15 protein-coding genes are annotated in these 21,842 nt (G+C 71.2%); 9 read left to right on the forward strand and 6 right to left on the reverse strand.

Annotated elements, in window-relative coordinates:
- Nucleotides 1-269: 269 nt before the first annotated feature.
- Nucleotides 270-4,868 (forward strand): glutamate synthase large subunit, encoded by a 4,599-nt coding sequence (gltB, locus tag ACFYU0_RS24995; RefSeq protein WP_389304537.1) that lies wholly within the window; start codon nt 270-272, stop codon nt 4,866-4,868.
- On the forward strand, nt 4,861-6,324 hold the full coding sequence (locus ACFYU0_RS25000; protein ID WP_351670362.1) for a glutamate synthase subunit beta: 1,464 nt from the start codon (nt 4,861-4,863) through the stop codon (nt 6,322-6,324). Before gltB ends, ACFYU0_RS25000 begins: the two co-directional genes overlap by 8 nt.
- 108 nt (nt 6,325-6,432) lie before the next feature.
- Here ACFYU0_RS25000 and ACFYU0_RS25005 read toward each other — a convergent pair whose 3' ends face one another.
- Complete coding sequence (locus tag ACFYU0_RS25005; protein WP_389304264.1) at nt 6,433-7,341, reverse strand: chitosanase; 909 nt, start codon at nt 7,339-7,341, stop codon at nt 6,433-6,435.
- A 42-nt stretch (nt 7,342-7,383) separates the two neighbouring features.
- Nucleotides 7,384-8,277 (reverse strand): rhomboid family intramembrane serine protease, encoded by an 894-nt coding sequence (locus ACFYU0_RS25010; protein ID WP_389304266.1) that lies wholly within the window; start codon nt 8,275-8,277, stop codon nt 7,384-7,386.
- A gap of 144 nt (nt 8,278-8,421) precedes the next feature.
- Between ACFYU0_RS25010 and ACFYU0_RS25015 the strand changes: the two genes are divergently transcribed.
- Nucleotides 8,422-9,144 (forward strand): vWA domain-containing protein, encoded by a 723-nt coding sequence (locus ACFYU0_RS25015; RefSeq protein WP_389304268.1) that lies wholly within the window; start codon nt 8,422-8,424, stop codon nt 9,142-9,144.
- 21 nt (nt 9,145-9,165) lie between these two features.
- On the opposite strand, the gene ACFYU0_RS25020 is transcribed toward ACFYU0_RS25015, so the two are convergent.
- Nucleotides 9,166-10,053, reverse strand: coding sequence for a hypothetical protein (locus tag ACFYU0_RS25020; RefSeq protein ID WP_351670350.1), 888 nt, complete (start codon nt 10,051-10,053; stop codon nt 9,166-9,168).
- 150 nt (nt 10,054-10,203) lie between these two features.
- Between ACFYU0_RS25020 and ACFYU0_RS25025 the strand changes: the two genes are divergently transcribed.
- A complete protein-coding gene (locus ACFYU0_RS25025; protein WP_389304270.1) occupies nt 10,204-10,554 on the forward strand; it encodes a chorismate mutase in 351 nt (116 codons plus the stop codon).
- Nucleotides 10,555-10,681: 127 nt separating this feature from the next.
- On the forward strand, nt 10,682-13,162 hold the full coding sequence (pepN, locus tag ACFYU0_RS25030; RefSeq protein ID WP_389304271.1) for an aminopeptidase N: 2,481 nt from the start codon (nt 10,682-10,684) through the stop codon (nt 13,160-13,162).
- 84 nt (nt 13,163-13,246) lie between these two features.
- On the opposite strand, the gene ACFYU0_RS25035 is transcribed toward pepN, so the two are convergent.
- Nucleotides 13,247-13,795: a GNAT family N-acetyltransferase gene (locus ACFYU0_RS25035; protein WP_351672376.1), complete on the reverse strand. Its 549-nt coding sequence runs from the start codon at nt 13,793-13,795 to the stop codon at nt 13,247-13,249.
- Nucleotides 13,796-13,951: 156 nt separating this feature from the next.
- Between ACFYU0_RS25035 and ACFYU0_RS25040 the strand changes: the two genes are divergently transcribed.
- Together ACFYU0_RS25040 and ACFYU0_RS25045 are read left to right on the forward strand one after the other, a co-directional pair.
- Nucleotides 13,952-15,313, forward strand: coding sequence for a pyridoxal phosphate-dependent decarboxylase family protein (locus ACFYU0_RS25040; RefSeq protein ID WP_389304273.1), 1,362 nt, complete (start codon nt 13,952-13,954; stop codon nt 15,311-15,313).
- Complete coding sequence (locus ACFYU0_RS25045; RefSeq protein WP_389304274.1) at nt 15,310-16,716, forward strand: lysine N(6)-hydroxylase/L-ornithine N(5)-oxygenase family protein; 1,407 nt, start codon at nt 15,310-15,312, stop codon at nt 16,714-16,716. The genes ACFYU0_RS25040 and ACFYU0_RS25045 overlap by 4 nt, the downstream gene beginning before the upstream one ends.
- 70 nt (nt 16,717-16,786) lie before the next feature.
- Here ACFYU0_RS25045 and ACFYU0_RS25050 read toward each other — a convergent pair whose 3' ends face one another.
- Nucleotides 16,787-18,592, reverse strand: coding sequence for a bifunctional metallophosphatase/5'-nucleotidase (locus tag ACFYU0_RS25050; protein ID WP_389304276.1), 1,806 nt, complete (start codon nt 18,590-18,592; stop codon nt 16,787-16,789).
- A 150-nt stretch (nt 18,593-18,742) separates the two neighbouring features.
- On the opposite strand from ACFYU0_RS25050, the gene ACFYU0_RS25055 reads away from it, so the two are divergent.
- Both ACFYU0_RS25055 and pyk read left to right on the forward strand, forming a co-directional pair.
- Nucleotides 18,743-19,438 (forward strand): SIMPL domain-containing protein, encoded by a 696-nt coding sequence (locus tag ACFYU0_RS25055; RefSeq protein ID WP_389304277.1) that lies wholly within the window; start codon nt 18,743-18,745, stop codon nt 19,436-19,438.
- Nucleotides 19,439-19,585: 147 nt separating this feature from the next.
- Nucleotides 19,586-21,022 carry a pyruvate kinase gene (gene pyk / locus ACFYU0_RS25060; RefSeq protein WP_351672386.1) on the forward strand — a complete coding sequence of 479 codons (1,437 nt, stop codon included), beginning with the start codon at nt 19,586-19,588 and terminating at the stop codon, nt 21,020-21,022.
- Between the two features lie 7 nt (nt 21,023-21,029).
- On the opposite strand, the gene ACFYU0_RS25065 is transcribed toward pyk, so the two are convergent.
- Nucleotides 21,030-21,782 carry a helix-turn-helix domain-containing protein gene (locus tag ACFYU0_RS25065; RefSeq protein WP_351672388.1) on the reverse strand — a complete coding sequence of 251 codons (753 nt, stop codon included), beginning with the start codon at nt 21,780-21,782 and terminating at the stop codon, nt 21,030-21,032.
- Between the last annotated feature and the right edge of the window lie 60 nt (nt 21,783-21,842).

Raw genomic sequence — 21,842 nt, forward strand, 5'->3', positions numbered from 1 at the left:
GCTCGCTCCCGTCCCCCAGGGCCGATGGACGCCGATCTGATCGATCTTGTCCCGTTCGGTCCCCACACACTTTCCGTCGCCGGTGCGCGGTACCCGCCGTGACCCCGCGACACCCCCGCCGCAATCCGTGGCGTCCGCATGTTGGAACGGAGTATCCGATTCCCGGGAACCGCTCCATCATGTAACCTGCACGAAATTTCGCACTCCGCAGAGGGCCAACGTCGTCCCTCGGCACCATCACATGCCACATGACGACGACGGGAGAGCCGATGCGTACGCCGCGCCAGCCGTCCCAGCATTCCGCGAATGGCCAGAACTGGTCCTTCATGGATGCTCGCCCTGCTGCGCAGGGTATGTACGACCCCCGCAACGAGCACGACGCCTGCGGCGTCGGCTTCGTCGCCACCCTCACCGGCGAGGCGAGCCATGCGCTGGTCGAGCAGGCGCTGACTGTTCTGCGCAACCTCGAGCACCGCGGCGCCACCGGCTCCGAGCCCGACTCCGGCGACGGCGCGGGCATCCTCTCCCAGGTCCCCGACGCCTTCTTCCGCGAAGTGGCCGGTTTCGACCTTCCCGCGGCGGGCTCCTACGCGGTGGGCATCGCCTTCCTGCCGGAGGACGGCACCGCGGACGTCGTCTCACGAATCGAGACGATCGCGGCCGACGAGGGCCTGACCGTCCTCGGCTGGCGCGAGGTCCCCGTCGCCCCCGAACTGCTCGGCGCGACCGCCCGGTCCACCATGCCGGTCTTCCGCCAGCTCTTCGTCGCCGCCGGCGACGCCGAGGGCATCGCGCTCGACCGCCGGGCCTTCGTGCTGCGCAAGCGCGCCGAGCGGGAGGCCGGTGTCTACTTCCCGTCCCTCTCCGCCCGCACCATCGTCTACAAGGGCATGCTGACCACCGGCCAGCTCGAGCCCTTCTTCCCGGACCTGTCCGACCGCCGCTTCGCCTCCGCGATCGCGCTCGTGCACTCCCGGTTCTCCACGAACACCTTCCCGTCGTGGCCGCTCGCGCACCCCTACCGGTTCGTCGCGCACAACGGTGAGATCAACACCGTCAAGGGCAACCGCAACTGGATGCGCGCCCGCGAGTCCCAGCTCGTCTCCGACCTGTTCGGCTCGGACGAGAAGGCGATCGAGCGCATCTTCCCGGTGTGTACGCCGGACGCCTCCGACTCCGCCTCCTTCGACGAGGTGCTGGAACTGCTGCACCTCGGCGGCCGCTCGCTCCCGCACTCCGTGCTGATGATGATCCCGGAGGCGTGGGAGAACCACGACTCCATGGACCCGGCCCGGCGCGCCTTCTACCAGTTCCACTCCACGATGATGGAGCCCTGGGACGGCCCCGCCTGCGTCACCTTCACCGACGGCACCCAGGTCGGCGCCGTGCTCGACCGCAACGGCCTGCGCCCCGGCCGCTACTGGGTCACCGACGACGGCCTCGTCGTCCTCGGCTCCGAGGTCGGCGTCCTCGACATCGACCCGGCCAAGGTCGTCCGCAAGGGCCGGCTGCAGCCCGGCCGCATGTTCCTCGTCGACACCGCCGAGCACCGCATCATCGAGGACGACGAGATCAAGGCGTCCCTCGCCGCCGAGAAGCCGTACGCCGAGTGGCTGGAGGCCGGCGAGATCGAGCTGGCCGACCTGCCCGAGCGCGAGCACATCGTCCACACCCACGCCTCGGTCACCCGCCGCCAGCAGACCTTCGGCTACACCGAGGAGGAGCTGCGCGTCATCCTCGCGCCGATGGCCCGCACCGCGGCCGAGCCGATCGGCTCCATGGGCACCGACAGCCCGATCGCGGCCCTGTCCGAGCGCCCGCGGCTGCTCTTCGACTACTTCACCCAGCTGTTCGCGCAGGTCACCAACCCGCCGCTGGACGCGATCCGCGAGGAGCTGGTCACCTCGCTGCGCTCGTCGCTGGGGCCGGAGGGCAACCTGCTCGAGCCGACCGCCGCGTCCTGCCGCAGCGTCCTGCTGCCCTTCCCGGTGATCGACAACGACGAGCTGGCCAAGCTCATCCACATCAACGCCGACGGCGACATGCCCGGCTTCAAGGCCGCGACCCTCTCCGGCCTGTACCGGGTCTCCGGCGGCGGTGACGCCCTCGCCGCGCGCATCGAGGAGATCTGCGCCGAGGCCGACGCGGCCATCGAGAACGGCGCCCGGCTGATCGTCCTCTCGGACCGCCACTCGGACGCCGAGCACGCGCCGATCCCGTCGCTGCTGCTCACCGCGGCCGTCCACCACCACCTCATCCGCACCAAGCAGCGCACCCAGGTGGGCCTGCTGGTCGAGGCCGGCGACGTCCGCGAGGTCCACCACGTCGCCCTGCTCATCGGCTACGGCGCCGCCGCCGTCAACCCGTACCTGGCGATGGAGTCGGTCGAGGACCTGGTCCGCGCCGGCACCTTCCTGTCGGACATCGAGGCCGAGCAGGCCATCCGCAACCTGATCTACGCCCTCGGCAAGGGCGTGCTGAAGGTCATGTCCAAGATGGGCATCTCCACCGTCGCCTCCTACCGCGGCGCCCAGGTCTTCGAGGCCGTCGGCCTCGACGACGCCTTCGTCGAGAAGTACTTCAACGGCACCGCCACCAAGATCGGCGGCGTCGGCATCGACGTCATCGCCAAGGAGGTCGCCGCCCGCCACGCCAAGGCCTACCCGGCCTCCGGCATCGCTCCCGCGCACCGCGCGCTGGAGATCGGCGGCGAGTACCAGTGGCGCCGCGAGGGCGAACCGCACCTGTTCGACCCGGAGACGGTCTTCCGGCTGCAGCACTCCACCCGCAGCGGCCGCTACGACATCTTCAAGAAGTACACCGACCGCGTGAACGAGCAGTCCGAGCGCCTGATGACGCTGCGCGGCCTGTTCGGGTTCGACTCCGGCCGGGCCCCGATCCCGGTCGACGAGGTCGAGCCCGTGAGCGAGATCGTCAAGCGCTTCTCCACCGGCGCCATGTCGTACGGCTCCATCTCCAAGGAGGCGCACGAGACCCTCGCCATCGCCATGAACCAGCTGGGCGGCAAGTCCAACACCGGTGAGGGCGGCGAGGACCCGGACCGTCTGTACGACCCGGCGCGCCGCTCGGCGATCAAGCAGGTCGCCTCCGGCCGCTTCGGCGTGACCTCGGAGTACCTGGTCAACGCCGACGACATCCAGATCAAGATGGCCCAGGGCGCCAAGCCCGGCGAGGGCGGCCAGCTGCCCGGCCACAAGGTCTACCCGTGGGTCGCCAAGACGCGTCACTCGACGCCGGGCGTGGGCCTCATCTCCCCGCCGCCGCACCACGACATCTACTCCATCGAGGACCTGGCCCAGCTCATCCACGACCTGAAGAACGCGAATCCGCAGGCGCGGATCCACGTGAAGCTGGTCTCCGAGGTCGGCGTCGGCACCGTCGCCGCCGGCGTCTCCAAGGCGCACGCGGACGTGGTGCTGATCTCCGGCCACGACGGCGGCACCGGAGCCTCCCCGCTGACCTCCCTGAAGCACGCGGGCGGCCCCTGGGAGCTCGGCCTCGCCGAGACCCAGCAGACCCTGCTGCTCAACGGCCTGCGCGACCGCATCGTCGTGCAGACCGACGGCCAGCTCAAGACCGGCCGCGACGTGGTCATCGCCGCGCTGCTCGGCGCCGAGGAGTTCGGTTTCGCGACCGCGCCGCTCGTCGTCTCCGGCTGCGTCATGATGCGCGTCTGCCACCTGGACACCTGCCCGGTCGGCATCGCCACCCAGAACCCGGTGCTGCGCGACCGCTTCGCCGGCAAGGCCGAGTACGTCGTGAACTTCTTCCGGTTCATCGCCGAGGAGGTCCGCGAGATCCTCGCCGAGCTGGGCTTCCGCTCCATCGAGGAGGCCGTCGGCCACGCCGAGGCGCTCGACGTCACCCGGGCCGTCGACCACTGGAAGGCGCAGGGCCTGGACCTGGAGCCGCTGTTCCACGTGCCGGAGCTGCCCGAGGGCGCCGTCCGCCACCAGATCGTCGGCCAGGACCACGGCCTGGAGAAGGCCCTGGACAACGAGCTGATCAAGCTCGCCGCCGACGCGCTCGCCGCCTCGGACGCCACCGAGGCGCAGCCGGTGCGCGCTCAGGTCGCCATCCGCAACATCAACCGCACGGTCGGCACCATGCTCGGCCACGAGGTGACGAAGAAGTTCGGCGGCGCGGGCCTGCCCGAGGACACCGTCGACATCACCTTCACCGGCTCCGCCGGCCAGTCCTTCGGCGCGTTCCTGCCGCGCGGTGTCACGCTCCGCCTGGAGGGCGACGCCAACGACTACGTCGGCAAGGGCCTCTCCGGCGGCCGGATCATCGTCCGCCCGGACCGCGCGGCCGACCACCTCGCCGAGTACTCGACCATCGCGGGCAACACCATCGGCTACGGCGCCACCGGCGGCGAGCTGTTCCTGCGCGGCCGCACCGGCGAGCGGTTCTGCGTCCGCAACTCCGGCGCGCTGGTCGTCTCCGAGGGCGTGGGCGACCACGGCTGCGAGTACATGACCGGCGGTCACGCGGTCGTCCTCGGCCCGACCGGCCGCAACTTCGCGGCGGGCATGTCCGGCGGCATCGCCTACGTCATCGACCTCGACAGCGACAACGTCAACGCCGGCAACGCCGCGGCGGTCGAGGCGCTGGACGACACGGACAGGCAGTGGCTGCACGACGTGGTGCGCCGCCACGCCGAGGAGACCGGCTCCACCGTCGCCGGGAAGCTGCTCGCCGACTGGGACACGGCCGTGCAGCGGTTCAGCAAGATCATCCCCAGCACGTACAAGGCAGTGCTCGCCGCCAAGGACGCCGCCGAGCGAGCCGGTCTCTCCGAGACCGAGACCACCGAGAAGATGATGGAGGCGGCGACCAATGGCTGACCCGAAGGGCTTCCTGAACCACGGCCGCGAGGTCGCCAAGACCCGTCCTGTCGGTGAGCGCGTCAAGGACTGGAACGAGGTCTACGTCCCCGGCTCCCTGCTGCCGATCATCAGCAAGCAGGCCAGCCGGTGCATGGACTGCGGCATCCCGTTCTGCCACAACGGCTGTCCGCTGGGGAACCTGATCCCCGAGTGGAACGACTACGCCTACCGCGAGGACTGGGCGGCCGCCTCCGACCGCCTGCACGCGACCAACAACTTCCCGGAGTTCACCGGTCGCCTCTGCCCCGCCCCCTGCGAGTCGGCGTGCGTGCTCGGCATCAACCAGCCGCCGGTCACCATCAAGAACGTCGAGGTCTCCATCATCGACAAGGCGTGGGAGACCGGGGACGTCGCCCCGCGGATCCCCGAGCGCCTGTCCGGCAAGACCGTCGCGGTCATCGGCTCGGGCCCGGCGGGCCTCGCCGCCGCCCAGCAGCTCACCCGGGCCGGCCACACGGTCGCCGTCTACGAGCGCGCCGACCGCGTCGGCGGACTCCTGCGGTACGGCATCCCCGAGTTCAAGATGGAGAAGCGGCACATCAACCGCCGCATCGAGCAGATGCGCGCGGAGGGCACCCGCTTCCGCACCGGCGTGGAGATCGGCCGCGACCTCGGCGCCCGCGACCTCAAGAAGCGGTACGACGCGATCGTCATCGCCGCCGGCGCCACCACCGCCCGCGACCTGCCGGTTCCCGGCCGCGAGCTCAAGGGCGTCCACCAGGCGATGGAGTACCTGCCCCTGGCCAACAAGGTCCAGGAGGGCGACTACGTCACCACGCCGATCTCGGCCGAGGGCAAGCACGTCGTCGTCATCGGCGGCGGCGACACCGGCGCCGACTGCGTGGGCACCGCCCACCGCCAGGGCGCCGCCTCGGTCACCCAGCTGGAGATCATGCCCCGCCCGAACGACGAGCGGCACGCCATCAACCAGCCCTGGCCGACCTTCCCGATCCTCTACAAGGTCACCTCGGCGCACGAGGAGGGCGGCGAGCGGATCTACGCCGCCTCCACCACCCACTTCGAGGGCGACGAGGAGGGCAACGTCCAGTGGCTGCACCTGGCCGAGGTCGAGTTCGTCGACGGCAAGCTGACCTCCAAGCCGGGCACCGAGCGCAAGATCCCGGCCCAGCTGGTCACCCTCGCGATGGGCTTCACCGGCACGGACCGGGAGAACGGCCTGGTCGAGCAGTTCGGCCTGGAGCTGGACGAGCGCGGCAACATCGCCCGCGACGCCGACTTCCAGACCAACGTGCCGGGCGTCTTCGTCGCCGGTGACGCGGGCCGCGGCCAGTCCCTGATCGTCTGGGCGATCGCGGAGGGCCGCTCGGCCGCCCGCGGCGTGGACCGCTTCCTGACCGGCGCCAGCGAACTGCCGGCCCCGATCCGCCCGACCGACCGCGCGCTGGCGGTCTGACGGGCCCCGAGAAACGTCCCGTACAAAGGCGTACGGAACACCTGACGGCGCCCGCCCCGTCCCCGACCGGACGTGGGGCGGGCGCCGTCGCACGTCCGCCCGCGCCGGCTACGGCACCGTGTACGTCTCCCCGTACACCTGCCAGGTCAGCGGGGTGCGCAGCCCCAGGTTCCCCTCGTCGAGGAACCGCCGCTGGGCCGTGTCGACGCGCGTGGTGTCGATGGTGGCCTCCCGGTCCTTCATCGCCGCGCGGCGGATGTCCAGGAAGACGCCGAGGTACTTCTTCTCGCTGCCGCCCAGGGACGGGGAGCCGGCCTTCTCCAGCGCGCGTTCGCGCAGGCCGTAGAAGCCGTCGCGACCGGTGCCGGGGCCGTGGAAGACCATCGCGTCGTAGTAGACGAACTGGCCCAGCGTGCCCAGCCCGTCGAGCTTGGCGAGGCGGACGGCCGGGTCGAAGTAGACGCGGTCGCGCTCCGCGTCCTGCGCCTCGCGGAACGCCGGGAGCCTCGCCTCCGCCTTCCAGGCCGCGGTGAAACCAGGGTCCAGGCCCCGGTGGGAGCCGGTGCCGTCGACCTTTCGCAAGGCCGGCAGATACGGCGCGAGGCCGTTGCCGGGGTGGGCCTTCGTGTACCGCTCGACCAGGGTGAGCAGGTCGTGGGTGCCGGTGCAGAACCCGATGATGCCGGCGGTGTAACCCCGCCCGTCGCCGATGTCCTCGATGTAGCCGTACGCGCTGCGCCAGTCGAGCGTGGAGTTCTCCGCGCTCGCCACGATCTTCTGCGCCAGCTCCTTCGCCGCCGGCGCCGCGAGCCCCGGCGGCGCGTCCGCGATGACCTCCTCGTCCCGGGCCCGCTCCGACTCCGCCCGGGACTTGGCGTCCTCCGGCTCCCGCTGCACGGCGGAGACCCGCTTGTCGACCGCGTCCGAGGAGCCGGAGGAGCCGGCGCCGAGGGCGTAGACCACCGCCGCGAGGGCGACCGGAACGGCCGCGAGCAGCAGGATTCCGGCTCGTCTCATGACAGGTCCCGTCTCTCCATGGCAGTCACCGTACGGCCCGGATCAGGCCGCCCCTCCCGTGAGCGCCGGTTCCACCGCCAGCGACGACACCCTGACCGCGGTCAGCGCCACCAGCAGCACCAGCAGCGCCACGCACACGCCCGCCTGGACGAGCGTGCGCCGGCCGTCCCGGGGCGCGTAGGCGTACGCCAGCGTCACCGTGCCGCCGGCCAGCAGGCCGCCGAGGTGCCCCTGCCAGGAGGTCATCCAGGCGGAGACCACCAGCCACACCAGCAGGCCCGTCATGTACTGGTTGACCGCCCGGCGGTCGTAGCCGAGCCGGCGGCCCATGATGTAGTACGCGGCGCCCAGCCCGAAGACGGCGCCGGACGCGCCGACCGTGCGGGTCTCCGGGGCGAGCAGCAGCACCAGCACCGAGCCGCCCAGCGCCGACAGCAGGTACAGGGCGAGGTAGCGGACCCGGCCGAGCTGCGCCTCCACCACCCGGCCGACGTTCCACAGCGCCAGCATGTTGAACAGGATGTGCGTGATGCCGAACGCGCCCTCGGCGGGCGTCAGATGCAGGAACGCGCCGGTCAGCAGCCGGTACCACTCGCCGTGCGCGACGCCCTCGGGCAGATAGCCCGGCGGCACCGAGCCCAGCATGTCGAACCGGTACTCGACCGAGGGCCGGGCCAGCTCGGCGAGATAGGCGAGCACGTTCAGGCCGATCAGCACGTACGTCACCACCGGCACCGCGCTGATCCGGCCGCCGAACGCCGTCCGCGCCTGCCGTACCGAGCGCGTCCCCTCCTTCACGCACTCCACGCACTGGTGACCGACGGCGGCCTCCCGCATACAGGAGGGGCAGATGAAACGGTCGCAGCGGGTGCAGCGGACGTGCGACTCGACCTTGGGGTGACGGAAGCACGTGGTCACGGCGGACTCGGCGGTCACGGCCGGCTCCTCGGGGGTTCACGGGGACAGGGTGAGCCGGTGGGGACGGCGGCGAACAAAATAGCGAACGGCTGTGACGTGAGTGACACCAGGGGGCGGTGATCACGTAGGCTCGGCGGCCTGCCGGAGCCGAGGGGGGACACCATGGCCGTGATCAGCCTGCGCAAGGTGGAGGAGACCGCGCCCGCGCTCGTCGAGCAGTACCGCACGGCCGGCATCTCGCTGCGCAAACACGGACTGGACGGTCTCACCGCCGCCGTGTACCTGGTGATCGACCACTCGGGCTCGATGCGGCCCTACTACCAGGACGGCAGCGTGCAGGCGCTCGCCGACCGGGTGCTCGGCCTGTCCGCGCACCTCGACGACGACGGCCGGGTGCCGGTGGTCTTCTTCTCCACCGACGTCGACGCCGTCACCGACATCGCCCTCGACGGCCACGAGGGCCGCATCGCACGGATCGCGGCCGGACTCGGGCACATGGGCAGGACCAGCTACCACGTGGCCATGGACGCCGTCATCGACCACTACCTCGACAGCGGCGCCACCGACCCCGCCCTGGTCGTCTTCCAGACCGACGGCGGCCCCACCAGCAGGCCCGCCGCCGAACGCCACCTCTGCAAGGCCGCCCGGCTCCCGCTCTTCTGGCAGTTCGTCGGCTTCGGCGACCCGGACAGCCGGCAGTTCGACTTCCTGCGCCGGCTCGACGAACTGCCCGTGCCCGCGAAGCGCGCCGTGGACAACGCCGGCTTCTTCCACGCCGGGAAGGACCCGCGCGGGGTCCCCGACGCCGAACTGTACGACCGCCTCGTCGGCGAGTTCCCGCGGTGGCTGGCGGCCGCACGCGCCGCGGGCATCGTGACCGGCTAGCTCCCGGCACCGCGCCGCCTTCTACGTGTCGCACTCCAGCACCGTCCGGCACAGCCCGCACCGGGCCCGCACCCGGCCCTTGACCGGCAACCGGATCCGCTGCAGACACGTGGGGCACGGAAAGGACACCCGGAGGTCACCGCCCGGACCGGGACCGGCACTGAAGACGTACCCCGCGGCCGGCCGGCCCCCGGACGGATGACGCCGGTCATGGGCGTAGCGGCGCCGGCCCGCCCAGCCCGCCCCGGTCAGCGGCGGCTGCTGCCCGTCCCGCAGCGCCAGCTCCCGGCCCCTGACGTACGCCGAGTACGCCTGCGCACTGGTGAACCACACCCGGGGATCCTCGTCGAACAGCAGCGCCCGCTTGGCGAGGACGTACCCGAACTCCTCCGGCGTGAGATAGCCCAGCTTCTGCGAGGACACCCCGTCCTCGCGGAACGCGTCCAGCAGCAGCCAGCCCGCGCCCAGATAGGCCGCCACCGTGTCCGTCAGGATCTCGTTCTCCGCCGTGGTCGGGAACGCGAGATCCAGACGGTGCAGATACACATGGGTCACCTCGTGGGCGAGCGCCGCTCCGATGTCCCCGCGATGCGTACGGAACCGGTCGTTCAGCTCCACGAAGTACTCCGGGCCCGCCGCCAGTTCGACGTTCGCGGCGTGCGTCATCTCCCGGAAGCCCACCACCAGCCGCGCGTCCGGCAGCCTGAAGTGCCGCACGATCTCCCGCGCCACCCGCTGCGCGCCCAGATGCAGATCGTCGGTGTCACAGAAGGCCACGTCGGCCGGCGGCACGCTCGCCGAGAACGTCCGCACGGTCTCGTACGACAGCCGCCTGTACAGCGCGGTCACGGCGGCCCGCACCGTCTCCAGATGCGGGTAACCGTGCTCGACCGGTCCGCCGTCCGCCACCTGCGACCCCCAAAGACGCCCGGAACTCCCTCCCACTGTATGCGGGCGCCCACCGTGTCGCCCCGCCCGCGACACGCCGTCCCGGCACGGACTGATCGCATGCTGGTCACGCACGATCGCCGGACCGCGCGGCCCTTAGGGTTGACCGCCATGACCATCAGCAACACCGGTACCGGTGACGTCGACCCCGCGGTCCGCCAGGAGCTGGAGCGGCTGCGCGACAGCATCGACAACATCGACGCGGCCGTCGTCCACATGCTCGCCGAGCGCTTCAAGTGCACCCAGCAGGTCGGCCGGCTCAAGGCACGGCACCAGCTCCCGCCCGCCGACCCCGCCCGCGAGGCCCGGCAGATCGAACGCCTGCGCCGCCTCGCCGAGAACGCCAAGCTCGACCCGGCCTTCGCCGAGAAGTTCCTGGGCTTCATCATCGCCGAGGTGATCCGGCACCACGAGTCCATCGCCGGGGACACGGTCGGCGGTGCGTCCGCCACGGCCGGCTGACCCTCCCCGGCGCCGGCCCGCGGGCGCACGGAGCGTGGCCACGGCGGCACGGGGCGCGACACCGGACATATGCCGTGTACCGATCCGCCCCTGTCCGCTGTGGATGCCATCAGGCAGCATGACGTCCATGTCCGTCATCACGCGCGACGAAGCGCAGCTCCGAGCACAGCTCCTCGACGTCCACCGCTACACGGTCGAACTCGATCTCACCACAGGGGACGAGACCTTCGACTCCCGCACCGTGATCAGGTTCACCGCGCGGTCCGCCGGGGACACGTTCGTCGAGCTGAAGCCCGCCTCCTTGCGCACCGTCACCCTCGACGGGCAGCCCCTCGACCCGGAGACCCTCGACGGCAACCGGCTGCCGCTGCGCGGCCTCACCGCCGGCGAGCACGAACTGCGCGTCGACGCCGCCATGCGCTACTCCCGCACCGGCGAGGGCATGCACCGCTTCACCGACCCCACCGACGGCGAGACCTACGTCTACACCCAGATGTTCCTGGACGACGTCCAGCGCGTCTTCGCCGCCTTCGACCAGCCCGACCTCAAGGCCGTCTTCGAACTCACCGTCACCGCCCCCGACGGCTGGAGCGTCCTCGCCAACGGCATCACCGAACACCTCGGCCAGGGCCGCTGGCGCGCCGCCGCCACCCCGCTGATCTCCACCTACCTCGTCGCCGTCGCCGCCGGCCCCTGGCACTCGCTGCACACCGAACACCGCGGCCTGCCCTTCGGCATCCACTGCCGCCGCTCCCTCGCCGCGCACCTCGACACCGACGCCGAGGAGATCTTCGACGTCACCCGCGCCTGCTTCGACCGCTACCACGAGAAGTTCGAGGAGCCCTACCCCTTCGACTCCTACGACCAGGCGTTCGTCCCCGAGTTCAACGCCGGCGCCATGGAGAACCCCGGCCTGGTCACCTTCCGCGACGACTTCGTCTTCCGCTCCGCCGTCACCGACACCGAACGGCAGACCCGCGCCATGGTCATCGCCCACGAGATGGCCCACATGTGGTTCGGCGACCTCGTCACCCTCAAGTGGTGGGACGACATCTGGCTCAACGAGTCCTTCGCCGAGTACATGGGCTACCAGACCACCCTCGAAGCGACCCGCTTCACCCAGCCCTGGGTTGAGTTCGGCGTCACCCGCAAGGCCTGGGGCTACGACGCCGACCAGCGCCCCTCCACCCACCCGGTCGCCCCCGAAGCCGTCGACGACACCGCCGCAGCCCTGCTCAACTTCGACGGCATCTCCTACGCCAAGGGCGCCTCCGCACTGCGCCAGCTCGTGACCTGGCTCGGCGAGAAGAACTTCCTCGCCGGCATCAACATCCACTTCGAACGGCACCGGTTCGCCAACGCCAACCTCGCCGACTTCATCGACTCCCTCGCCGCCGCCACCGACCGCGACGTGCACGCCTGGGCCGAGGCCTGGCTGCGCACCACCGGAGTCGACACCCTCAGCCCGCGCGTCGCCGCCGCCGACGGCACCCTCGCCCTCACCGTCGACCGCGCCGGCAGCCGCCCGCACCGGATCACCGTCGGCCTCTACGACCACGACCTCACCGACGAGGGCCGCCTCACCCCGCGCGAGCACGTCAGCCTCGACGTCCCGCAGAGCGCACCGCAGCCCATCGGCAAGCGCCCCGCGCTGATCCTCACCAACGACGGCGACCTCACCTACGCCAAGATCCGCTTCGACGACGAGTCCTTCGAAGCGGTCCGCACCGGCCTGTCCGGACTGCCCGAGCCCCTCACCCGCGCCGTGGTCTGGAACGCCCTCCGGGACGCCGTACGCGACGGCGAACTCCCGCCCGCCGCCTACCTCGAGACGGCCCGCACCCACCTCCCGCGCGAGACCGACCTCGCCGTCGCCGAAGGCGTCCTCGCCTTCGCCGCCCACGAGGTCACCGACCGCTACCTGCGCCCCGAGGACCGCCCCGCGGCCCTCGCCACCCTCGGCTCCCTCTGCCGCGACCTGCTGCGCCGCACCGAGGACGGCGACAACCCCGGCCTGCGCCTGATCGCCGTACGCCACTTCATCAACGTCGCCGCCCACCCCGACACCATCGCCGCCTGGCTCGCCGACGACACGGTCCCCGGCGGACCCGAACTCGACCCCGAACTGCGCTGGCGCATCCTCGGCCGGCTCGCCGTCCTCGGCGCCACCGACGAGGCCGCCATCGCCGCCGAACTCGACCGCGACCCCTCCGCCAACGGCCAGGAAGGCGCCGCGACCTGCCGCGCCGCCCTCCCCGACCCGGAGGCCAAACGCGCCGCCTGGGACGCGATGTTCGCCTCCGACGACCTCTCCAACTACCTCTTCACGGCCACCGCGCGCGGCTTCTGGCAGCCCGAACAGGCCGACCTCGTCCGCGCCTACGTACCCCGCTACTACCAGGACGTCGTCCCGCTCGCCGCCCGCCGCGGCCCCGCCATCGCCGCGGCCGCCGGACGCTGGGCCTTCCCGTACCACGCGGTCGACGCCGAGAACCTCGCCCTCGGCGAGGCCTGCCTGCGCGAGGCGGAACCCGTCGCCGCGCTGCGCCGCAAACTGGTCGACGAACTCGACGACCTGGCCCGCGCCCTGCGCGTCCGGGACGCATAGCACCGAAGTCCCAAACGGCGTGGTGCCCTCGCTCCCCTCCCGAGGGAGGGGAGCGAGGGCACCACGCCGTCCGGGAGGCAGCCCCTAGCCGTTCCCCACCCGCAACTCCGCCCGGCGCACGCCCCCTTCACGCGGGCCCGCCCGCCGGTTGCCCACCGCCTCACGCGCCGGAACGGCCGCACCCAGCAGGAAACCGAGCCGCTCCAGGAAAGCCTCCCCGGAGCGCCAGCCGGCCGGCACCGACGCCGTCACCAGGGACACCGAGCCCGCCCGGGCCAGCAGGGACTCCGCCAGCGCCCGGCCCAGCCCCCGGCCCCGCGCCCAGGGCGCCAGCAGGAACAGGCCCACCGCCACCGCACCCGGCTCCGGATGGTCCAGCACCGCGTCCACCAGACCCGCGACCACGCCGTCCCGCTCCAGCACCAGCAGCACCTTGTCCTCCGGACTCGCCCCCTCCGGCAGCGCGTAGAACAGGCTCTGCACATCACCCGGCCCCGACGGCAGCCCCGTCGCCGCCACGAACCAGTCCTCGCACTCCTCGAACAGCGTCAGCAGCGGCACCTCGTCCCGCGGACCGGGCTCACGCACCACCACCCGCTCACCGGGCACCTCGATCATCCACGCGTCAACCATCCGAACGACGGTAGCCGCGGCGCCACCACGGCTCCACCGCTCCAACGCGTTTTCCCCGTACGGCAGTACCCACGACCGGGTCCCGATCGTTGAACCTCCCGGACGGGTGGACCCCCGCCACGGCCGCCCCCCTCCCCGCGCCCCGGAGGACAGCCCATGAGCACCCCGCCCCTCGCCTCAGGACCCGGCGGACCCACAGCCCTCCGTCCCCTCCTGGACACCGTCCTCGACGCCCTCGCCACCGGCCGCCGGGCCCGCGGCGGCCCCCTGCCGGCCGGCGGCCCCGAAGCCGTCACCGCCCGCATGACCACGGCCCTCGGAAACGGCGTCCTCCCCGACGCCCCGGACCCCGACGCCCTGCGCACCCTCGTCCACGCCCTGGCCGAAGGCGCCGCCGACCCCGCCGACCCGCTCTGCGCCGCCCACCTGCACTGCCCGCCGCTCGCCCTCGCCACCGCCGCCGACCTCGCCGCCAGCGCCCTCAACCCCTCACTCGACTCCTGGGACCAGGCCCCCGCCGCCTCCGCCCTGGAAACCGAGGTCACCCGCGCCCTCGCCCGGCTCATCGGCCTCCGCGACGCCCTCGTCACCACCGGCGGCACCGAATCCAACCAACTCGCCCTGCTCCTCGCCCGCGAGACGCACGGCCCCCGCCTCCGGCTGGTGCACGGCGCCAACGCCCACCACTCCCTGCCCCGCGCCGCCTGGCTGCTCGGCCTGCCCCACCCGATCGTCCTGCCCACCCCGCGCGGCACCCTCGACCCCGCAACCCTCCACCACACCCTCAGCACCGAGCCCGGCCCCCTGCTCGTCGCCGCCACCGCCGGCACCACCGACGCCGGACTCATCGACCCGCTGCCTGAGGCCGCCCGCCTGTGCGCCACCCACGGCGCCCGCCTGCACGTCGACGCCGCCTACGGCGCCGGCCTCGCCTTCAGCGACCGGCACCGCCACAAACTCGCCGGACTCGAAACCGCCCACACCGTCACCCTCGACCTGCACAAACTCGGCTGGCAGCCGGCCGCCGCCGGACTCCTCGCCGTCGCCGCGCCCGGCGAACTCACCGCACTCCACCACCACGCCGACTACCTCAACGCCGACGACGACACCGAAGCAGGCCTCCCCGACCTGCTCGGCCGCTCACTGCGCACCACCCGCCGGCCCGACATCCTCAAGATCGCCGTCACCCTGAAGACCCTCGGCCGCACCGGACTCGGCGCCCTCGTCGACCAGGTCTGCGCCCACGCCGACGAGTTCGCCGACCTCGTCCACCGCCACCCCGGCCACGACCTCTACGACCGGCCCGTCATCAGCACCGTCCTGTTCCGGCCCGCCGGCGCCCCCGACACCGCCGTCGCCGCCGTACGCCGCCGCCTGCTGCACGAAGGCCGGGCCGTCCTCGGACGAGCCCGCCCCGACGGACGGCTCTGGCTCAAGGCCACCTTCCTCAACCCCCACACCCGGCCCCACGAACTGGCCGCACTCCTCGAACTCGCCGAAGGAGCCACCCCCGCATGACCAACCCCCCACACCACCGGCCCGGCGCCCCCCGCGACCTCGTCGGCATCGGCATCGGCCCCAGCAACCTCTCCCTCGCCGCCCTCGCCCACCCCCTCGCCGAACTCGACGCCGTCTTCTACGAACGACGCCCCCGCTTCGACTGGCACCCCGGCCTGCTCATCGAAGGCGCCACCATCCAGGTCCCCTTCCTCGCCGACCTGGTCACCCTCGCCGACCCCACCAGCCCCTGGAGCTTCCCCAACTACCTGAAGACCCACGAACGGCTCTTCCCCTTCTACTTCGCCGAGCGCTTCCACATCCAGCGCGCCGAATACGACGCCTACTGCCGCTGGGTCTGCGAGCACCTGCCCGGACTCCGCTTCCACCACCAGGTCGACGCCGTCCGCTGGAACCCCGAACACGACGTCTTCGAGATCGACCACACCCGCCACGACCCCCACGGCGGCACCCCCGCCCACGGCCGCACCCACACCCGCAACATCGTCCTCGGCATCGGCACCACCCCCCATGTGCCCGACGCCCTGCGGCCACTCGTCGAAGCACCCGGCGTCCCCGTCATCCACGCCGCCGACTACCTCGACCACCGCGCCACCCTCCTCACCGCGGGCCACATCACGGTCGTCGGCTCGGGACAGTCCGGCGCCGAGGTCTTCCTCGACCTGCTGCGCCACCGCCCCGCCGGCCACGAGAAACTGCACTGGATCGGCCGCACCGAAGCGTTCGCACCGATGGAGTACTCCAAACTCGGCCTCGAACACTTCACCCCCGACTACACCCGCTACTTCCACGCCCTCGCCGAACCCGTCCGCGACCGGCTCACCACCGCCCAGTGGCAACTGCACAAAGGCATCGACGCGGACACCCTCGCCGCCATCCACGACGAGCTGTACCGGCGCACCCTGAACGGCGGCTGGCCCGACACCGTCCTCACCCCCGGCGTCCGCGTCCGCACCGCCGGCCGCATCGCCGCCGGCCAGGTCGAACTCCACCTCGAACACCTCCAGCAGGGTGCCCGCAGCCGGCTCACCACCGACGCCGTCGTCCTCGCCACCGGCTACCGCGAACGCCCCCTCGGCGGCCTCCTCGCCGGACTCGACCCCTACATGCGCCGCGACGGCAGCGAACGCCCCCGCATCGACGAGAACTACCGCCTCGTCCTCGACCCCGCCGTCACCGGCTCCGTCTACGTCCAGAACGCCGAACTGCACACCCACGGCGTCGGCGCCCCCGACCTGGGCCTCACCGCCTGGCGCAGCGCCACCATCCTCAACTCCCTCACCGGCAAGGAGCAGTACCCCCTGCCCACCCGCACCGCCTTCACCACCTTCGGACTCCAGGACCCCGCCCCCCGCATGCCGCACGCCAGACAAGCCGGGCAACTGGTCCCCCTCCTCGAATAGGCCCCACGCACGACGGCGGCGCCGGTGCGGGAACCCGCACCGACGCCGCCGACACACCTCGACCGGAGACTCAGAACACCGGGGTGCCGTCCCGCGTCAGCTTCCAGTCCACCGACGCGAAGTCCTTCGGGTCCAGCACACCCTTCGCCGTCACCCACTCCGCGATCCGGGTGCGGATCTCCGTCGACTCCGACCACAGCTCCTTCGCCGACGCCACGTGCGGGAAGGCGCCACCGCCGTTGGCGCGGTAGTTGTTCACCGCCAGCACGAACTGCTGCGCGTCGTCCAGCGCCGCACCACCGAACGTCAGGTTCCTGATCCGCGAACCCGCCGGCTGCGCCACGTCGATGTCGTACGACAGACCCGACACGTAGTCGTAGTTGTAGTCCGGACGGCCACCCGCGTTCGTCAGCTTCTCCACGTCGACCGCCGCGCCCGCCGCCGTCTGCACGTAGTACGCCGCCGAGTACTCCAGGTACGCCCGCACCTGCGCGCCCGTCATCAGCTTCGCGACCAGCGTGTTGTCGTACACGTACAGACCCGACAGGTCCCGGATCGTCACATCGCCGGCCGGGATCTGCGACGTCCGCGAGAACGGCGACGCCTGCGCGATCACCGGCAGCGACGCGTACTCCGTGCCCGCCAGCGCCGCCTTCACCACGTCCTCCTGGACCTTGGTGATCAGATCGATGATCGGGGCGTCCTTGTACCGCGCCTCGACCGTCGTCAGGGTCTGCGTCGCCCGGCCCACCACCTGGTTGACGTACGCCACGACCTTGTCGTGCTCGTCCTTCAGCAGCTTCGTGATCCGCGGGTCGTCCGCCACCGTCCTCGAGTCACGCAGCGAAGCGGAGACCGACTCCACCTCCCACCGGCCCTTGTCGAACACCAGCTCGATGTCGAAGACGCTCAGCCGTTCCGCGAAGCACAGCGGCTCCGACAGCACGACCGTCCGGCCCGACTTCTCGTTGACGACCTTCAGCTCCGGAATCTCCAGATGCGCGTGCCCCACCAGGATCGCGTCGATACCCGGCACCTGCCGCGCCACGTTCGCCGCCGCGTCCTCCACGTACGGCAGCTGGTCACCGTACGAGGAGTTCCCCGACGTACCCGAGTGCGCCGACACCACGACCACGTCCGCGCCCATCGCCCGCAGCTTCGGCACCCACTTCGCGGCCTGCTCCTCCAGACCCGGGAACGCCAGCTTGCCCTGCACGTACGCCTTGTCCCAGATCGCGATGCCCGGGTTGGTCAGACCCAGCACGGCCACCTTCACCGGCGGAGCGCCCGGCACGTGGAACTTCTTCATGAAGTAGGGCGGGAAGGCCGGCTTCAGCGTCTTCGCGTCCACCGCGTTGGCCCCCAGCAGCGGGAAGTCGAGCTGGTCCTCGAACTTCCGCAGCGTCTCGATGCCGTAGTTGAACTCGTGGTTGCCGAGCGCCGCCGCGTCGTACCCGATCGCGTTCATCGCCTGCGCCATCGGGTGCACCGGACCGCCCTTGGCGGTGATCGGGTCGACCTTCGCGTAGTAGTACGTCAGCGGCGTGCCCTGGATCGTGTCACCGGCGTCCAGCAGCAGCGTGTTGCAGCGGCCCTTCTCCTCGCGGATCGACTCGACCAGCGTCGAGACACGCGCCAGGCCCTGCGCGTTGCCCGCCTTGTCGGAGTACTCCGCGTCCTTGAAGTAGTCCCAGTTGAAGACGTGACCGTGCAGATCCGTGGTGCCCATGACGGTCAGCGAGTACCGCTTCGGGTGCTTCCCCGGCCCCTTCGCCTCCGCGGCCTCGGCCGCCGGAGCCGCTCCCGCACCGGCGATCGCCACCCCCGCCCCGGTCACGGCGGACTTCTTCAGGAACTTCCGGCGGTTCAACGGCATCTCTCGGTCTCCTCGGGGAAACAGCCAACAACGCGCGTAGATTCTGACCCGGGCATGACCGAAAGCAACAGGTCCATTCGGTTTCGATCTGGTGACCTGTCGCCCCAACTCCGGCCACAGAAGCGGAAACCCCATGACACAGTGGGACGTATGACCCCACCGGCGACCTCACCCCACGGCACCCCCGACGCCCCCCTCCTCACCGTCCGCGGCGAGGCCGAGATCGACGCCGAACCCGAGATCGCCCGCATCGGCGTCACCGTCACCGCCCGCGGCCGCGACCGCCGCACCACCCTCGACGACCTCACCCGCCGCAACACCGCCGCCCTCGACCTCGTCAAGTCCTACGGCGACGCGGTGGAACACGTGACCACCGGCAGCATCTCGATCACCCCCGAACTCACCCCCCACGGCCGCGGCGAACGCCTACGCGGCCACCACGGCCGCGTCCACCTCACCGCCGAACTCACCGACTTCACCGCCCTCGCCGAACTCACCACCCGACTGGCCGACTTGGAACTCACCCGGATCGACGGCCCCTGGTGGTCCCTGCGCCCCGACTCACCCGTGCCCGCCCAGGCCCGCCGCCAGGCCGTCCACGAGGCCCTCCGCCGGGCCCGCGAATACGCCGACGCCCTCGGCACCACCGTCGCCGCCCTCGTCGAACTCACCGACACCGGCGACGACCACACCCGCCCCGGACGCACCCCCCTCGAACGCGGTGCACGCAGCACCGCACTCGCCCAACCGGAGGAACCACCCCGGCCCCTCGACCTCGAACCCCCGCGACTGCGCGTCGGCGCACAGGTCACCGCCCAATTCACGATGCGGCCCCCGCGGGTCTGAAGACCGAAAACCCACGACGTGAAGATTTCGCTCAAAGGAGCGGGCCTTCGCACAGTTCAACAGTTGTCAATATCCCTTTACCCAACGGTTGTTGGGCAGTCATGAACCCCGGATTCACTACCCGTGGGTAAGGCCTAGGCTCGACCTATGCGCCGAGCAAAGATCGTCTGCACTCTGGGCCCCGCCACCGACTCGTACGACCAGATCAAAGCACTCGTCGAAGCCGGAATGGACGTCGCCCGCTTCAACCTCAGCCACGGCACCCAGACCGAGCACGAGGTGCGATACCAGCACGTCAGAAAAGCCGCCGACGAAACCGGCCGCAGCGTCGGAATCCTCGCCGACCTTCAAGGCCCGAAGATCCGCCTCGGCCGATTCAGCGAAGGCCCCGTACTCCTTGAACGCGGCGACACCTTCACCATCACCGTCGAGGAAGGCGTCGAAGGCGACCGCCACATCTGCGGCACCACCTACGCCGGCCTCGCCGCCGACGTCACCCCCGGCGAACGCATCCTCGTCGACGACGGCAAGGTCGGCCTCGAAGTCACCGCCGTCGACGGCCCCCGGGTCCACACCCGAGTGGCCGAAGGCGGCGTCATCTCCGACCACAAGGGACTCAACCTCCCCGGCGTCGCCGTCTCCGTACCCGCCCTGTCCAAGAAGGACGAGGACGACCTGCGCTGGGCCCTGCGCACCGGCTTCGACGTCGTGGCCCTCTCCTTCGTCCGCAGCGGCAAGGACGCCCACGACGTCCACCGCATCATGGACGAGGAAGGCCGCCGCCTCCCCGTCATCGCCAAGGTCGAGAAACCCCAGGCCGTCGAGAACATCGACGACATCGTCGCCTCCTTCGACGGAATCATGGTCGCCCGCGGCGACCTCGGCGTCGAAATGCCCCTCGAACAGGTGCCCATCGTCCAGAAGCGCGCCATCAAACTCGCCCGGCGCAACGCCAAACCCGTCATCGTCGCCACCCAGATGCTCGACTCGATGATCGAGAACTCACGCCCCACCCGCGCCGAGGCCTCCGACGTCGCCAACGCCGTCATCGACGGCACCGACGCCGTGATGCTCTCCGGCGAGACCAGCGTCGGCAACTACCCCGTCGAGACCGTGCGCACCATGGCCAAGATCGTCGCCGCCGCGGAGGAGGACATCCTCGCCAGGGGCCTGCCGCCGCTCACCGAACGCAACAAACCCCGCACCCAGGGCGGAGCCGTCGCCCGCGCCGCCGCCGAGATGGGCGACTTCCTCGGGGCCAAGTTCCTCGTCGCGTTCACCCAGTCCGGCGACACCGCCCGCCGGCTCTCCCGCTACCGCTCGCCGATCCCCCTGATGGCCTTCACCCCCGAGCCGGCCACCCGCTCCCAGCTCAGCCTCACCTGGGGCGTGGAGACCTTCCTCGGCCCGGAGGCGGACTCCACGGACGCGATGGTCGCCCAGGTGGACGAACTCCTCCTGCGGTACGGCCGCTGCGAGAAGGGCGACATCGTGGTCATCACGGCCGGCTCACCCCCCGGCGTCCCCGGCGCGACCAACATGGTCCGCGTACACCACATCGGCGAGGACGACAGCCCCAAGTAGCGAAGGCTCAGTACTTGGGGCCCACGTGCACGTCCATGAGGGCTACGGAGGCTTTTCGGGCGACGGAGATGTTGTACGGGTCGCCGTTGCGGGTGCAGTGGGTCCACGTGATCCCGAGCCTGTCGAGTGTGTCCGTGTAGAGCCGCCGGATGTCGTCGGAGACGTTGGTGAAGAAGTAGCGGGGATACTCGTAGCGCCTGCGCTCACCGCCGACCAGGCGAGTCGTCCAGTTGGTGACACGGCATCCGTCGGAGTGGATCAGGCCGCGGACGAACTCCCAGGGGTACTCGTCGACGATGTCCTGCTGCCAGGGCTCCAGGACGATCCGTCGCTCGTGCTTCTTGCCGGGACCGTGCTGGGGGAACAGGACGGGCCAGTGCCGGTGGTAGCTGGTCACCATCGCACAGCCCTGTTTGCGGAGCGTATGGACCCGCACCCCGGGGCGTACACGTGCGATGGCCTCGCAGCACATCCGCATGAGCCCGGGCCATGTGTCGGCGCACGCGATCCTGAGGTAGTAACCGCCGCCCGGGTGCGGGCTGATGCACCCGTCGCCGAGATAGAGGCCCAGCAGGTACGCGTATGCGCGGGCGTCGGAAGGCGGCCCGGGCGGAGGCGCTGGGCGGGACAGCGGTTCGAGACGGACCTGCCATGAACGGATCGCGGCGCGCGAGATACCGGTCTCGCGGCTCACCGCGTTCAGGCTGCGGCCCTGCGCGACAAGCGCGAGAGCCTGCTTACGGGTGCTGACGTCGTACATGCGGCCACTCTGCGAAGGCGATCGCTGTGACACGCGGAGAAGAGTGGAGCTTCACGGGAA

Origin of the sequence: Streptomyces sp. NPDC003720, from assembly GCF_042875075.1 — a bacterium.
Taxonomy (GTDB): Bacteria; Actinomycetota; Actinomycetes; order Streptomycetales; family Streptomycetaceae; genus Streptomyces.

What these genes read in the sequence shown, in the direction of transcription:
- ACFYU0_RS25040 (WP_389304273.1), top strand. Translation starts at nt 13,952, where the DNA reads ATGAGCACCCCGCCCCTCGCCTCAGGACCCGGCGGACCCACAGCCCTC.
- ACFYU0_RS25055 (WP_389304277.1), top strand. Translation starts at nt 18,743, where the DNA reads ATGACCCCACCGGCGACCTCACCCCACGGCACCCCCGACGCCCCCCTC.
- ACFYU0_RS25000 (WP_351670362.1), top strand. Translation starts at nt 4,861, where the DNA reads ATGGCTGACCCGAAGGGCTTCCTGAACCACGGCCGCGAGGTCGCCAAG.
- pyk (WP_351672386.1), top strand. Translation starts at nt 19,586, where the DNA reads ATGCGCCGAGCAAAGATCGTCTGCACTCTGGGCCCCGCCACCGACTCG.
- ACFYU0_RS25005 (WP_389304264.1), bottom strand. Translation starts at nt 7,341, where the DNA reads ATGAGACGAGCCGGAATCCTGCTGCTCGCGGCCGTTCCGGTCGCCCTC.
- ACFYU0_RS25015 (WP_389304268.1), top strand. Translation starts at nt 8,422, where the DNA reads ATGGCCGTGATCAGCCTGCGCAAGGTGGAGGAGACCGCGCCCGCGCTC.
- ACFYU0_RS25035 (WP_351672376.1), bottom strand. Translation starts at nt 13,795, where the DNA reads ATGGTTGACGCGTGGATGATCGAGGTGCCCGGTGAGCGGGTGGTGGTG.
- gltB (WP_389304537.1), top strand. Translation starts at nt 270, where the DNA reads ATGCGTACGCCGCGCCAGCCGTCCCAGCATTCCGCGAATGGCCAGAAC.
- ACFYU0_RS25050 (WP_389304276.1), bottom strand. Translation starts at nt 18,592, where the DNA reads ATGCCGTTGAACCGCCGGAAGTTCCTGAAGAAGTCCGCCGTGACCGGG.
- pepN (WP_389304271.1), top strand. Translation starts at nt 10,682, where the DNA reads ATGTCCGTCATCACGCGCGACGAAGCGCAGCTCCGAGCACAGCTCCTC.
- ACFYU0_RS25065 (WP_351672388.1), bottom strand. Translation starts at nt 21,782, where the DNA reads ATGTACGACGTCAGCACCCGTAAGCAGGCTCTCGCGCTTGTCGCGCAG.
- ACFYU0_RS25025 (WP_389304270.1), top strand. Translation starts at nt 10,204, where the DNA reads ATGACCATCAGCAACACCGGTACCGGTGACGTCGACCCCGCGGTCCGC.
- ACFYU0_RS25045 (WP_389304274.1), top strand. Translation starts at nt 15,310, where the DNA reads ATGACCAACCCCCCACACCACCGGCCCGGCGCCCCCCGCGACCTCGTC.